This is a genomic window from Vibrio sp. 10N.239.312.C11 (genome assembly GCF_041466065.1).
GTDB classification, from domain to species: Bacteria; Pseudomonadota; Gammaproteobacteria; order Enterobacterales; family Vibrionaceae; genus Vibrio; species Vibrio tasmaniensis_A.
On the sequence record NZ_JBFSRZ010000011.1, the window covers coordinates 75,151 to 89,219 of the forward strand.

The following is a 14,069-nucleotide window of genomic DNA, read 5'->3' on the forward strand; positions in this document are numbered from 1 at the left end:
CTTTTAAAGAATGCCAGCCTTGAGCTGGCATTTTTTTGTCCTCAGAAAAATAAATGTCTTTATATGCATTCATTCATTATAATGCGGTCAAAATTGATCTAGCTCAAGGAATGACATGCGGCTACCTCTCGATGGTCTTTGGCAAATTTCGCCACTGACGGATCTCTCTATCCCACAAGATGACATTACCTTTCCTGCTCCATTAAGCTCAAAGCTCCCTAGTAGCTTGAGTGAACAGGAAATCGCAGAGCAAGAATGGCACCTGATGCATGACATCGAAGTGGATGATGCCATGTTGGCGTGCCCATTTGTTGAGCTAGTCGTCGCAGGCGTTGACTACTTTGCAGAAGTGCGACTCAATGGCGTTGCCGTGTTTGATTGCGATGGTAGCCAAGCTGAATATCGCAAAGACATCCGCCCTTATATGCAGTCTGGCCGAAACCGTTTTGAGATCCTTTTCCTTGAAGAAGAAGAGAGCCTGCTGCTTGAAGAGGATATGGATGATTCTGTATCTTCACAGGTTGTCGCTAAATCTGATTCGCGCATCGGGATTTGGCAAGCGCCATACCTGCAGTTCGTTCGAAACGTCAAACTAGAGCAAGTTGTCACAGAGCAGATCTGGCACCATGGCGGTGGCTGTGAGTTCAAAGTAGATGTTATCTATCAAACGCTAAAGCCGGGGTTAATATCGGCATCCATCAAGTTTAATGGCATGACACTCGTAATGCCGATAGATGTGCGCGCAGAGCATACCGGCGTTGTGTTTCAGGTGGAGGCTCCCATGGTATTTAACCTTGAGAAGCCCAACCCTAAGCATCTATATCAATTAGAAGTGGTACTTGATGGGCAAGAAGAGAGTTCTTTCGTAGCCTTGAATCCAGCCTCTTGCGTGAGTAACTTTTTGCGTAACTAGCGGTTATTCAATTAGCCCGTTACGTAATGAATCAATTTGCTCACTCGCTTGTCATCTAATGAACTGCCGACGATCACCCTATTTCAAAAACACATTATAGCGTTTTGGCCATGACAACCTCACAAGCGTCATGGCCTGTTTCTCCCCAAGCTGAATCAAGGTGTTCAAAGCCCAATTTTTCGTAAAGTTTAACGGCGGCATTAAGGCATTCGGTCGTTTCCAGATACATATGTTGATAACCCAGTTCCTTAGCTTTCTCCATCGACATATTAACCAACTTCTTCGCTAAGCCTTTGCCTCTGGTTTCTGGTAATAAGTACATTTTTTGCAGTTCGCAGACTTCAGGCATACCTGCTAATGGTGCAAATCCACCACCACCACCAACCTTTCCATCAAGTTCAATCACCCAATACTGAGATCTTTCATTGTTATAAACACTGAACATGTCTTCTAAGGTGGGATCAGCCACACCATAACCTTTATCTTCAGTTAGCCCGTTTTCATAAGAGACTTGGCGAATCACATTGGCCACTACGGTGTTGTCTTGCTGTTGTAGGGGGCGAACCACCACATCGATTGAAGCGTGGCTTTGTTGCAGTGCTTTAAGGTAGTGCTCGACTCCCCCCGAAACTTGTTGAGTTTCCGCTTCCGTTAAACGCTCAAGTACCGAGTCATAAAATTGATTTTGTTGATTGTGAAGTTTGGCAAGAGTGTTTATCCCTTGCTCTGTTACTGATGCTACAACACTACGCTTATCGTTGGGGTGTGGTGAGGTTTGAATTAACGAGTTCTTCGCTAGATTGTTGACTGCTCTACTGGCGTTGGATTTATCAATATTGAGCTTATCCGCTAATTGGTTCACGGTTAATGGCTGCTGTTCTAGTTCAATCAGTGTATGAGCTTGAATCGGAGGTAGGGCAATAACACCACAATCTTTGTCGAGCATTCCAAGCTGTCGAACGAGTTGACGTGATAATTCTCTAAGTTGTGCTGAAGTCATGTTGCCTCTCAATATAGTTGCGATGTACAACTGTAATTTAATTGCGAATCGCAACCATATCAACAGTAAACTGTTTAGGTTAAGCATGTTGGTGCAAACAAAACTGTGGTTGTGCTGCTTTGCTTTCTGCTTTTCGTAACCACACCTTCTCATGGAAATAGTAAGCCACAGTATTCAAAGCGGGTTCTAACGTTGCCATCACACCACCAACAAAGGCGTCGCCAGTCAATAAATAGACAACGGTAAAGGCAACACTAAAGTGGATAGTAGCGAAGCTTGCTGTTTTTAACTTTGTCATCCACTGACGAGCTTTAAGCGCTGGAACTTGAGCCCACGCCTTTTCATGAAAATAGAAGGCGACGGTATTCACAGAAGGCTCAATCATAGCGATTAAGCTACCAATTAAGATGTCGCCAGTTAGTACGTAAGCGACACTAAATGCGATAGTAAAATGTAATGCAGCAAAGGTTAGTGTCTTTTTCATGATAATTACTCAGTCGTTGTGTTGTTTCGATAGAACTATTATTGAGAATTATTATCATTAAATCTAATGGGAAGGAGAGATTAATTTGATAGATGAAACCTATCAATAAATAAGTGACTGACGATAAGACTTGGAGTGAGAGGCATAAAAAAAGGTTGGTCACGAAGACCAACCTTTCTATTTAGAGCGAGAAGTTCGAAGTCTTCTCGTTCACTCAGCTTTAAAGCGCAGCGATGGTCGCTTTTTGCTCTTCAAGCTTAACAAGAGTTTCTTGGTAGCCTTCAAGCTTTTCACGCTCTTTCGCGATAACCGCTTCTGGTGCTTTAGCAACAAAACCTTCGTTACCTAGCTTACCTTCGATACGCTTAATCTCACCGTGAGTCTTCGCTACTTCTTTATCTAGACGAGCAAGCTCAGCATCTTTGTCGATAAGACCTGCCATTGGGATCATCAGCTCAGATTTGCCAACCAGTTTAGTTGCACAAGCCGGAGTTGCTTCGCCGTCGGCTAGAACTTTAATATCGTCTAGCTTAGCTAGAGAAGTAAGAACGTTCTTATTTGCTTCGATACGCGCTGCATCTTTCTCATTAGCGACTTTGATCATTACTTCTAAGCCTTGGCTTGGGGCAATGTCGTATTCCGCACGTAGGTTACGGATAGCAGTGATGAAAGTTTTAACCCATTCGATGTCGTCAACGATTTCAGCATTGAAGTTAGCTTCATTAAACTGAGGAAGCGCTTGAGTCATGATGGTCTCGCCTTCAACGCCGTCTACTAGCGGCTTAACGCTTTGCCAGATAGATTCAGTGATGTAAGGAAGAACAGGGTGAGCAAGACGTAGAGTCTTCTCAAGAACCGTGATAAGCGTGTAACGAGTCGCTTGTTGTTGAGCTTCAGTACCTTTCCAAAGAACAGGTTTAGTTAGCTCTAGGTACCAGTCACAGAATTGGTTCCAGATGAATTCGTAAAGCGTATTTGCTGCCATGTCTAGACGGTAGTTGTCTAGGTGAGCATTAAACTCTTTCGCTGCAACTTCAAACTGAGATTCAATCCACTTGTCTGCTAGAGAGAATTCCATGTTTGCACGGTCTTCAACAGACAGTGACATGCCACAATCGTGCTCTTCTGTATTCATCAGTACGTAACGGCTTGCGTTCCATAGCTTGTTACAGAAGTTACGGTAACCTTCAAGACGCTTCATGTCCCAGTTAATGTCACGGCCAGTTGAAGCCATAGCTGCAAGAGTGAAACGCAGTGCATCAGTACCGTACGGTTCGATACCATCTTCGAAAGTTTTACGCGTAGCTTTTTCGATCTTAGCAGCCAGTTTAGGTTGCATCATGTTGCCACAACGCTTCTCTACTAGTTCTTCAAGGCCGATGCCGTCAATCATATCGATTGGATCAAGTACGTTACCTTTCGACTTAGACATCTTGTCGCCGTTTTCATCACGGATAAGACCCGTCATGTAAACGGTTTTGAAAGGTACTTGAGCCTTGCCATCTTCGTCTTTCACGAAGTGCATGGTCATCATGATCATACGAGCAACCCAGAAGAAGATAATATCAAAACCAGATACTAGTACTTCTGATGGGTGGAATGTTTTCATTGCTTCAGTATCTTCAGGCCAGCCTTGTGTGCCGAACGTCCAAAGTGCAGAAGAGAACCATGTATCAAGAACGTCGTTGTCTTGCTTAAGAACAATTACCGGTGAAAGGTTGTTCTTTTCACGAACTTCTTCTTCAGTGCGACCTACGTAAACTTTACCATCGTTGTCGTACCATGCTGGGATACGGTGACCCCACCAAAGTTGACGAGAGATACACCAGTCTTGCACGTCACGCATCCACGCGAAGTACATGTTTTCGTACTGCTTAGGTACGAATTGGATCTCACCATCTTCAACGGCTTTAACAGCAGGCGCAGCAAGAGGCGCTGTGCGCACGTACCATTGGTCCGTCAGCATTGGTTCGATAACCACACCACCACGGTCACCGTAAGGAACGGTTAGGTCGTGATCTTTGATTTCTTCAAGTAGGCCTAGCTCTTCAAATTCAGCAACCGTTGCACGACGAGCGGCAAAACGCTCCATACCTTGGTATTTAACTGGAAGATCTGTTGAGTACACATCGCTTTCTTCACCGTTCGTTGTGAAGATTTCTGCCGCGTCACGGATATCACCGTTGAACGTTAGGATGTTGATCATTGGTAGGCTATGGCGCTTGCCCACTTCGTAATCGTTAAAGTCATGAGCTGGCGTGATTTTCACACAACCCGTACCTTTATCCATGTCAGCGTGCTCATCACCTACGATAGGGATAAGACGATTTACGATAGGAAGCAGGATTTCTTTGCCGATAAGATCTTTGTAGCGAGGATCTTCAGGGTTAACTGCAACGCCTGTATCACCAAGCATAGTTTCAGGACGTGTAGTCGCAACGACAATGTAGTCTTTGCCATCAGCGGTTTTAACACCATTCGCTAGTGGGTAGCGGAAGTGCCACATGAAACCTTTTTTGTCTTTGTTTTCAACTTCAAGATCAGAAATTGCAGTGTGCAGTTTAGGATCCCAGTTTACTAGACGCTTACCACGATAGATTAGGTCTTCTTCGTATAGACGAACAAATACTTCTTGAGTCGCAGCTGATAGGCCGTCATCCATAGTGAATCGCTCACGATCCCAATCTACAGATGCACCAAGACGACGAAGTTGTTGAGTGATCGTGCCACCTGATTCGCCTTTCCATTCCCAGATCTTGTCGATGAAAGCTTCACGGCCGTAGTCGTGTTTTGTTTTGCCTTCTTCAGCAGCGATCTTACGCTCAACAACCATTTGAGTTGCGATACCAGCGTGGTCAGTACCCACTTGCCAAAGCGTGTTTTTGCCTTTCATACGTTGAGCACGGATAAGTGTATCCATGATCGTATCTTGGAACGCGTGACCCATGTGTAGGCTACCAGTGACGTTCGGTGGCGGGATCATGATGCTGTAAGCTTCTTTTGATGTGTCACCGTGTGGCTTAAAGTAGCCTTTCTCTTCCCAAGTCTTATACAGAGCTTGTTCGATTGATGTTGGGTTGTATGTCTTTTCCATAGTGCTCTTATAACGGATACTGTGAATGGTTAATCGTGGTCAAACTTCATAAGTGAAGCTTCTTGAATCTAAATCCAAAGATAGCTTTAACTATGAGGTTTGACTATGGATGTTGAATCTCGATAGTTTGTAGCTGATATCCAGCCTGACGGTAAATTTTATACCTTTCTCGAGCGAGTTGCTTAGCTTTTTCTTCGCAAGGAACGAAGTCTATCACCTGAGCAAAGGCGTTCGCAAAGGTTGTATGATTATCGGCCAGATTTATTACCAATTGGCGGTTCCAATTAGGTTTGACACCTTGATGGCCTATCTCAATATTCGTTGAATATTTTGGACCTTCACCAACCAAGTTGTGCGCGATAAATTCAGTCGGCTCTACCTGCCAAAAAACTTCAGCGATACGCTCAGCATGAACTTTATCGTTACAGTTGAGATAAAGTTTAGCGCCTTGTTTTGCAAAATGCTGAGCAAGAAACAACACGTAGTGAGCAAAACCCTCTTCGCCGGCTTGTGGGCTGTCTGAAGACACAATGTAAAATGTGGCAGTCTGCATACTGAATACTCGAACTTGGAATCGTGGAAACCAATCATACTTGGTCAACAGGAGCTAGCAAATAACGCTTATTAAAAAAGGGCCCGTAGGCCCTTTCTATTATTTTGAAGATTGCTCTTCAGTCTCATGGCCGCTGCGGTTCAATAAGAATTGGACTAGCATTGAGACAGGACGACCTGTCGAGCCTTTCGCTGCGCCTGACTTCCAAGCTGTGCCGGCACTGTCAATGTGTGCCCAGTGGTACTTTTTAGCAAATTTAGATAAGAAACATGCTGCTGTGATTGTACCAGCAGGTCGGCCACCGATATTTGCCATATCTGCAAATGGACTCGTTAGTTGCTCATGGTATTCATCGGCCATTGGCATGCGCCATGCTCTGTCACTTGCTTGCTCAGAAGCATTCACTAACTCGTGAGATAGTGGGTTGTGATTAGACAGTACAGCACTGATGTGGTGACCTAACGCCATCACACACGCGCCGGTGAGTGTTGCTACATCGACAACACAGTCTGGTTCAAAGCGTTCAACGTAAGTAAGCGCATCACATAGAACCAAGCGACCTTCAGCATCCGTGTTTAACACTTCAACTGTTTGGCCTGACATGGTCGTTAGGATATCACCTGGGCGGTAAGCATTGCTGCCTGGCATGTTTTCACAACCTGCTAGGATACCAACTACATTAATCGGTAGGTTCAGTTTAGCTAGTGCCTTCATTGTACCGAATACAGAAGCCGCACCACACATGTCGTACTTCATCTCATCCATACCTTCACCAGGCTTAAGCGAAATACCGCCTGAATCGAAAGTAAGACCTTTACCGACTAGAACAATCGGTTTTGCATCTGGGTCAGCAGCACCTTTATATTCCATGATAGACATCATAGATTCGTTCTTAGAACCACGGCCTACCGCTAAGTATGAAGTCATACCCAGCTTTTCCATCTCTTCTTCGCCAATGATCTTAGTTTTCACTGTCTCGTAATCATCGGCCAAGCGACGAGCTTGAGAAGCAAGGTAAGCAGGATTTGCGATGTTAGGTGGCATGTTGCCTAGATCTTTAGACGCTTTCACACCTGAAGCAATCGCAAGACCGTGAGAGATTGCTTTCTCACCAAGGCTCAATTCACGACGAGTTGGTACGTTGAATACCAGTTTACGTAGTGGACGACGAGTCTCTGGTTTATTACTCTTGAATTGATCAAAAGTGTAAAGGCCATCTTTAGTCGCTTCTACTGCTTGGCGAACTTTCCAGTAAGTATCACGACCTTTAACGTGCAGTTCAGTCAGGAAACATACTGCTTCCATAGAACCCGTTTCGTTTAGTGTGCTGATGGTTTTTTGGATAATTTCTTTATATTGACGCTCGCCTAGCTCACGTTCTTTACCGCAGCCTACAAGCAGAACACGTTCTGAAAGTACACCAGGTACTTGATGCAGTAGTAGCATCTGGCCAGGTTTACCCTCTAGATCACCGCGACGAAGCAGTGAACTAATATAGCCATCGCTAATCTTATCTAACTGCTCGGCTACTGGAGAAAGGCGGCGCGGTTCGAATACACCGACAACGATACATGCGCTGCGCTGTTTCTCTGGGCTGCCACTTTTTACACTGAACTCCATGCGTACTCCTACATCCTGAAGACAAATCGAACTAAATGTTGGATAATGGGTTCTTACTTGTTGGATCCTATAATGGAACTGACCTTAAAGAAGAACGTTAACACTTAGCTAAAAATTTAAAAAATAAAAGGTTCAACGGGAAATTATAGTGATTCAATCAAAAAAACAAGTTTTGTATAGGTAATTTGAGCGTGATTATTGTTAGATATTTGATCCGAGAGACAATCAAGAGCCAATTTGCGATATTTTTTGTTCTCTTTCTTGTGTTTCTCAGCCAAAAGTTCATCAGTGTTTTATCCGACGCCTCTGATGGTGATATTCCAGCAAGCCTTGTATTATCGATCGTGGGTCTAAATATGCCAGCGATGGGGCTCTTGATGCTTCCACTTAGTATCTATATTGGCATTTTGCTGACTTTTGGCCGCCTTTATGCCGAAAGTGAGATTGTGGTGATGAATGCTACGGGTATTGGCAATAAATTCCTTATCCAATCAGCACTTTATCTGGCGTTAATTACCGCAACTGTCGCTGCTTTTAACTCCTTTTGGCTGTCTCCGTGGTCACAAGATAAAGTAGAACAAATGTATGAGGAAGTGGCTGCAGAGAACAGTGTTGATTTACTACCCAAAGGCAAATTTGCAAGGACTCCCGATGGTTCTTCTGTTGTGTTTATCGAGGGTATCGATGGTAATCAATTAGACAATGTGTTCGTTTCTCAAATGCGACCTCGTGACTCAGTGCTTCCTAGTGTGATGTTCTCTAAGTCGGGAGACGTAAAAGAATTGAGCGATGGCCGCCAAGTTATTGTGATGTACGATGGTACTCGTCATGAAGGAGTGCCTTCTCGCCTTGATTATAGAGTGACGCACTTTGAAGAGTATGAAGGCTTAATTGGTCAGCGTGAAGTAGAGAAGAAAGGTCGAGAGTGGGAAGCGATTCCAACTATTGATCTTATTGGAAATCAAGATAATCGTGCCAAGGCTGAATTGCAGTGGCGCATGTCACTGGTGTTGTGTATCCCATTGTTGACTATGCTCGTTGTACCGCTGTCAGCAGTTAATCCACGACAAGGTCGTTTTGCAAAAATAGGTCCGGCAATCCTGATTTATTTGACTTACTTCTTGGCAATCAGTGCAACCAAATCTTCAATTGAAGAAGGGGACATTCCTGCTGCAATAGGCATGTGGCCAATCAATGCATTATTATTGTTTGTCGCGATTGGTGCCAACTTTATGGATAGTGTGCCTGTTAGGCGTTTGAAAGAAAAATTCAAGAATAAGAGGTTGGCTTAAGCCGTGTTTAAGATTCTCGATTTATATATAGGCAGAACCATCATCGCGACCACGTCACTGGTATTGGTGACGTTTGTCGGTCTCTCTGGAATTATCAAGTACGTTGAGCAATTGCGGAAGGTAGGTCGTGGTACATACGATCTATTACAAGCGTTGTATTTCGTTTTATTGAGTATTCCTCGTGATATCGAAATGTTCTTCCCAATGGCGGCATTGCTTGGTGCATTGATTGGGCTTGGTATGCTTGCTGCGAGTTCTGAGCTTGTGGTTATGCAAGCCGCGGGTTTCTCTAAGTTAGATATTGGTTTATCGGTACTTAAGACTGCGATTCCGTTAATGGTGATAGTGACATTGCTTGGGCAGTGGGGAGCTCCGCAAGCGCAGAAGATGGCTCGTGACTTAAGAACCATCTCGGTTGCTGGTGGTAGTATTATTTCTACTCAAAGCGGTGTTTGGGCTCGAGATGCCAACGACTTTATTTTCATTGTTAAAATAGACGATGATAAGCTCTATGGTTTGAACATGTGGCGCTATGATGAGAACAAGGCTCTGAAAACGGCCATATACTCAAAAGAAGTCGATTACGTTGGAGACAACGTTTGGACAATGCGCGATGTGGAGGTCACCTCTTTTGAGAATGAAATTCAGGTCACTAAAGAGAATTTACCGACTTTTTCTTGGGAAACATCGTTAGCTCCAGACAAACTCGCGATAGTGACGGTGAAACCGGAGGAGCTGTCGTTAAGTGGCTTGTATGATTATGTTTCTTATCTCAAAGCATCAGAGCAAGATGCTGCACGTTATGAGCTAGCTTTGTGGAGGAAGATTACTCAACCTATTTCGATAGCGGTCATGATGTTGATGGCGTTGTCGTTTATCTTTGGTCCTCTACGTAGCGTGACCATGGGTGCAAGGATTCTCTCTGGTGTGATTGCTGGTTTTACTTTCTATATATCCAGCGAGTTCTTTGGTCCAATCAGCTTGGTTTATCAAATACCACCTGCTTTTGGTGCGATAGCCCCTAGCGTGGTGTTCTTCGGAATTGCCATTATGCTTTTGAGGCGGAAACTATAAATAGAAGAAAGGAAGGCATTGCGCCTTCCTTTTTTGATCTTGCTTTAAGTTCGCTTAATAGCGTTATTGTGCTTTTGGCAACACAACGACTTCGGTCTTTGCCCAGATATCGTGAAAGCCACGTTTCTGAGGATCGAATGGAACACATAAGTTTGCAAGTCCAAACCCCGATGTACCTAAACGTATTAGCGCTTGAGTTATTGTGATCGCAGAGCCATCTTTGTTTTGAACTCGTAGCTTCCAAGCTCTCATCCCCAGAGTTTGACCTGCTCTGGTCCAGAAGAAGACAAAGAAGTAAACCCAAACGACGACTAAGTAAAAAGTATACGCAGGGCTCCAAATCGGATGATTAGTCAAGAAGTCACTGACATCGGCATAGCCGCTATGGTTAAAAATACCAAGAGCCATGAGCGCGTGCAGTAGAGCAACAATGATGCCGGCAGCCATCATTTCAATAGCGATTACGATAAGAGCGTCATAGAACAAGGCACCAAATCGGCGCATTACCCCAGCTGGTGGCAGAGTGTTTGTTGATGTCATGGTGTTATTACTTCTTTAAAAATTGAGGCGTCAGAATATAGTTTAAGGCTTGGCCTGAAAAGAGACATGACGCACAGCTTATGACTTAGTGGCGAAATTATCGGCAAACACACATGAATTCAAGTTTTTATACTTGCCACATCAGTTCGCATACGTATAATGCCAAACATCGACAGGGCAATGCCCCAAGATAATGCCGGTATGGTGAAATTGGTATACACGACGGATTCAAAATCCGTTGCCTTCGGGCGTGGCGGTTCAAGTCCGCCTACCGGTACCATATTTAAATGACAAAGCCTCGACGAAAGTCGGGGCTTTGTTGTATCTAGGCTAATCAAAAGCTTAGCTCAGTTTTCCTTTTCTGTTATCTACACTTTTTTCCCTCAATAGACTCACTTTATCAGCCTTGAATTTTCTTCCATGGTGCATCTATGGTTCATCACATGTCGATTCTGTGCTCAAGGGAATCCTAGTAAATCCAGCAACTGCTAAATCTTGTAATCTTGAAAGCCAGTATTACCAAAGGCTCTAGAGTCTGAGAACCATGGTACGACCATGGTGACTTTACGGTGCTATGAATTTTTAATATGGTTTTTGGTTGCGAAAAGATCGTTTTAATGGGTTTGTTGTTAAGCCTTTTATCATGGGTGTTGTTGGGTTGTGTGTGACTAGCGCGCTGGGGATATACATTAGTAATCAATCACACGAAATAAGTGCGCAGTTGCATTTGTCGTAATGATATGCATTATATTTAACTGGCTTTAAGTGAATGGAATTGATTTGAATGAAAGCGATATTTGTTGATGCGGAAAATGTAGGTTTAAAGGAGCTTGAGAAGATCAACGCTGCGATTGTCGATAAGGTATTTGTATTTTCGAAATCAGATGCTGTTAAGTTGGTTTGCCAAAAATCGTTATACCACTTCTTGGGTGATTACCCTACAGGACCGAATCAAGCCGACTTCTACATTATTGCTTACCTATCGAGAGTGCTACTGGCTCTGGATAAGAAGCAACTAGGTTCAACACATTTTGAGCTATATAGTAACGATGAGAGCTTGATAACAGCTTTTGAGTTTCAGTGTGATGTGCTTGGAGCTAGCTGTCAGAGTATTCGAACGAGGGAGCAGACCGTTGTATCTCTCATTGAATCTAAGCCTAAAAAGCCAAAGAAACTCACACCTGAAGAAAGAGTGCTTAATGCACTGACTTCCCCTCAATCTCTCAACCCTAATTTCCAGAAGAAAGTAGGGTTGTCGCAATCGGATTTTAGCAAAGCAATTACTGAACTATCGAAAAACAAACAGATCAAGCGTTCCCCTCAGTCGAAGAAAAAGTGGGTATCTTGTTAGCCATGTATTTTTACATGTAAATGTCTCGATATTCTCTTTAGAAACCTATCAACGAATTTCACTACAGCCACCAGAAACGATTCTAATGCGATGATTCAGTATCGTTATTACTAACTTTAAATGGGTGAATATCACTGCTGTAAGCTCACTGAGAGATTGTCAGGGGTGTTTCTGTGGGGAAGTGGGTGAGATAACTGACTCAGTTGTTGCAGGGGGAATCAATCTATATTACTGATACGGTTGCTATGTGAGATATGGACTTTAATTGAGGTGGTGGTATCGGTGGATAGTTGATTGCGTGAATGTGGTGGGATGAATTGAGAGCTAGGCTTCGGATAGGATATTGATATTAAATATATAATAACCAGTACAACAGCTTGCCGTAGGCCGCTGTTGTACTGGTTATTATTAATATGTTGGTGGTTCTGCTGACGAAAATCAGACACTAAGCCCTTAGAAAACCTCTTTTTCTATAAGAGGTTTTTTCGTGTCAGTTACCCCAAAACCTCGACATCACTAAACATGTAGCCGCGTTCTAGCAGTGATTGCTTAACTGACTCTCTGAGACTGATATCGATATGATCTAGTAGTTCTTCTGCTGCTAGTTTTGGCTGTATTGTTAAGATTTTTTGGTCGCAGATGCTAGCTTCTTGAAGAAGAATTAGGTCATTGTTGTCTAAAGAATATATTAAAGTCTTCCCTTGGTTTTCTCCTTCTGTAGAGAAAGCCAATTTACCACCAATTTGAACTGTATGAATGACTGGTTCGGGTGCTTGTACAGTCAACATGTCTTTGAGTCCGTTTAATAGTTCTAACTCATGTTTATTTCCGTCCAAAGCAATTTTTAGCTGGCCTGATTTCAAAATGCTATCGGCAATAACAGATAGGTCATTCAGGCGAGGATCTAGAACCTCAAGCTCTTTACCTGATGTGAGAGCTTCACAAGCTTTTTGGTGGAATACTTTATCGCTATCTAGCTTGGAACATAGTCCTAGTTCTTTCTCCTTAAAGTTAAAGAGTTCTGAGTAGCGAGCTTGCTGTTCCTCTATAAATTTTTCAAAGGTGCTTTGAAGTTTTTTAGCGGAATCAATTGCGAATTCGATATCGTCGAATTCGATGAAACCGTCCGGTTTTTCAATAGATTCCGGGTAATAACGTGGTTGTTCCTCTTGAAAGAGCACATCATATTTATCACCAAGTTCACTATGACCTATTAATTTTGCAACTGATTCCATACTACGAACTAATTCTGCAAGTGGATGAGAAAAGTACGAGCTAGTGTAGCTAAAGTCTTGTATGGCTTTTTCTACACTACTGAGAAGTTCTCTTTTCACGTTTTCATAACTTTCATTTTGGTCGTGGTCGAATCTTAAGTTTCTCTTTAAGTTAGTTGAAATTGCGTATTCGATAGTACTTTTAAAATACTCTTTATTTTTAAGCTCACTTTGGCTCTTCTGATCTATTTGTCCTTCGGTTTCTTGGATCGCTTTTTTTAATTTTCCTAGTGTAGATTGCATAGTGCCTTGGTCGCTTGATGGCAGTACGCGTAGCGGTTTTCGGTTTGTAAATGTTAGATTGATGTAATGCTCTGGGTTTCTTACGTTAGGGTTGTCATAAAATGGGTTCATAGTTCTCTTTAGGTTTGAGTCAACCTCTTGGCATACATACAAGTGATACTGAGCCGCGATAACCTCATTTAATGACTCTAATGAATCAGCACTATCGAACTTCTCACGCAATTCGAAAGGAAGTGACTTGAGCTCTCCTATAAAGGCTTTCATTTGCTTTACCAGAAATAGGTCTAGGTCTTCTTTAGATAAAGCTAAACGGACGCATTTTGAAACTTGGAATGTTTCTGCTTTATGGTTCGGTAAGCGGAGGTTTAACAATGCTCTTAGTTTTTGAAGGTATTCATTGCTAGCTTTCTGACCGTCTTTCCATCCGTTGATTCTGGACTGTTTTACGCCACATCTGCGAGCGATTTCTGATGGGGCTATATTTAACGATTCAAGTTGCTCGACAATGCTTTTTGCGCAGTCCTTATCAAGCTTTTGATTGTGGGTTATTGATTCTGACATAGGTACCTCTGTTTGGGTTAAGTTTGAAGTGACTATAAGTGCATGTTAGGGTTGATGGAAAGGAAAATTT

General features: G+C 43.1%; 11 protein-coding genes and 1 tRNA gene. 5 read left to right on the forward strand and 7 right to left on the reverse strand.

Annotated features, from left to right (window positions below; translation table 11 throughout):
- Positions 1–115 precede the first annotated feature (115 nt).
- Positions 116–913 carry a glycosyl hydrolase 2 galactose-binding domain-containing protein gene (locus tag AB6D07_RS07380; protein ID WP_017103685.1) on the forward strand — a complete coding sequence of 266 codons (798 nt, stop codon included), beginning with the start codon at positions 116–118 and terminating at the stop codon, positions 911–913.
- A gap of 94 nt (positions 914–1,007) precedes the next feature.
- Here AB6D07_RS07380 and AB6D07_RS07385 read toward each other — a convergent pair whose 3' ends face one another.
- From AB6D07_RS07385 to pepA, 5 genes are all read right to left on the reverse strand, one after another.
- On the reverse strand, positions 1,008–1,913 hold the full coding sequence (locus AB6D07_RS07385) for a GNAT family N-acetyltransferase (RefSeq protein WP_372091335.1): 906 nt from the start codon (positions 1,911–1,913) through the stop codon (positions 1,008–1,010).
- 79 nt (positions 1,914–1,992) lie between these two features.
- Positions 1,993–2,397 carry a DUF2061 domain-containing protein gene (locus AB6D07_RS07390; protein WP_017103683.1) on the reverse strand — a complete coding sequence of 135 codons (405 nt, stop codon included), beginning with the start codon at positions 2,395–2,397 and terminating at the stop codon, positions 1,993–1,995.
- A 220-nt stretch (positions 2,398–2,617) separates the two neighbouring features.
- Positions 2,618–5,491: a valine--tRNA ligase gene (locus AB6D07_RS07395; protein ID WP_017103682.1), complete on the reverse strand. Its 2,874-nt coding sequence runs from the start codon at positions 5,489–5,491 to the stop codon at positions 2,618–2,620.
- Positions 5,492–5,594: 103 nt separating this feature from the next.
- Complete coding sequence (locus AB6D07_RS07400) at positions 5,595–6,044, reverse strand: DNA polymerase III subunit chi (RefSeq protein WP_009847719.1); 450 nt, start codon at positions 6,042–6,044, stop codon at positions 5,595–5,597.
- Positions 6,045–6,143: 99 nt separating this feature from the next.
- A complete protein-coding gene (gene pepA / locus AB6D07_RS07405) occupies positions 6,144–7,664 on the reverse strand; it encodes a leucyl aminopeptidase (RefSeq protein WP_017097529.1) in 1,521 nt (506 codons plus the stop codon).
- Positions 7,665–7,855: 191 nt separating this feature from the next.
- Between pepA and lptF the strand changes: the two genes are divergently transcribed.
- The gene (gene lptF / locus AB6D07_RS07410) at positions 7,856–8,956 is read left to right on the forward strand and encodes an LPS export ABC transporter permease LptF (RefSeq protein ID WP_029223043.1); all 1,101 of its coding nucleotides are present in this window, start codon (positions 7,856–7,858) and stop codon (positions 8,954–8,956) included.
- Positions 8,957–8,959: 3 nt separating this feature from the next.
- Positions 8,960–10,030, forward strand: a complete 1,071-nt coding sequence (gene lptG, locus AB6D07_RS07415) for an LPS export ABC transporter permease LptG (protein ID WP_017103680.1) — start codon at positions 8,960–8,962, stop codon at positions 10,028–10,030.
- Between the two features lie 63 nt (positions 10,031–10,093).
- Here lptG and AB6D07_RS07420 read toward each other — a convergent pair whose 3' ends face one another.
- Positions 10,094–10,570 carry an RDD family protein gene (locus AB6D07_RS07420; RefSeq protein ID WP_017097527.1) on the reverse strand — a complete coding sequence of 159 codons (477 nt, stop codon included), beginning with the start codon at positions 10,568–10,570 and terminating at the stop codon, positions 10,094–10,096.
- Positions 10,571–10,765: 195 nt separating this feature from the next.
- On the opposite strand from AB6D07_RS07420, the gene AB6D07_RS07425 reads away from it, so the two are divergent.
- Positions 10,766–10,850 (forward strand) — tRNA-Leu (locus AB6D07_RS07425).
- 504 nt (positions 10,851–11,354) lie between these two features.
- The gene (locus AB6D07_RS07430; protein ID WP_371715156.1) at positions 11,355–11,921 is read left to right on the forward strand and encodes a hypothetical protein; all 567 of its coding nucleotides are present in this window, start codon (positions 11,355–11,357) and stop codon (positions 11,919–11,921) included.
- Between the two features lie 494 nt (positions 11,922–12,415).
- On the opposite strand, the gene AB6D07_RS07435 is transcribed toward AB6D07_RS07430, so the two are convergent.
- The gene (locus tag AB6D07_RS07435) at positions 12,416–13,999 is read right to left on the reverse strand and encodes a hypothetical protein (protein ID WP_213967074.1); all 1,584 of its coding nucleotides are present in this window, start codon (positions 13,997–13,999) and stop codon (positions 12,416–12,418) included.
- Between the last annotated feature and the right edge of the window lie 70 nt (positions 14,000–14,069).

What these genes read in the sequence shown, in the direction of transcription:
- AB6D07_RS07380 (WP_017103685.1), top strand. Translation starts at nt 116, where the DNA reads ATGCGGCTACCTCTCGATGGTCTTTGGCAAATTTCGCCACTGACGGAT.
- AB6D07_RS07385 (WP_372091335.1), bottom strand. Translation starts at nt 1,913, where the DNA reads ATGACTTCAGCACAACTTAGAGAATTATCACGTCAACTCGTTCGACAG.
- AB6D07_RS07390 (WP_017103683.1), bottom strand. Translation starts at nt 2,397, where the DNA reads ATGAAAAAGACACTAACCTTTGCTGCATTACATTTTACTATCGCATTT.
- AB6D07_RS07395 (WP_017103682.1), bottom strand. Translation starts at nt 5,491, where the DNA reads ATGGAAAAGACATACAACCCAACATCAATCGAACAAGCTCTGTATAAG.
- AB6D07_RS07400 (WP_009847719.1), bottom strand. Translation starts at nt 6,044, where the DNA reads ATGCAGACTGCCACATTTTACATTGTGTCTTCAGACAGCCCACAAGCC.
- pepA (WP_017097529.1), bottom strand. Translation starts at nt 7,664, where the DNA reads ATGGAGTTCAGTGTAAAAAGTGGCAGCCCAGAGAAACAGCGCAGCGCA.
- AB6D07_RS07420 (WP_017097527.1), bottom strand. Translation starts at nt 10,570, where the DNA reads ATGACATCAACAAACACTCTGCCACCAGCTGGGGTAATGCGCCGATTT.
- AB6D07_RS07430 (WP_371715156.1), top strand. Translation starts at nt 11,355, where the DNA reads ATGAAAGCGATATTTGTTGATGCGGAAAATGTAGGTTTAAAGGAGCTT.
- AB6D07_RS07435 (WP_213967074.1), bottom strand. Translation starts at nt 13,999, where the DNA reads ATGTCAGAATCAATAACCCACAATCAAAAGCTTGATAAGGACTGCGCA.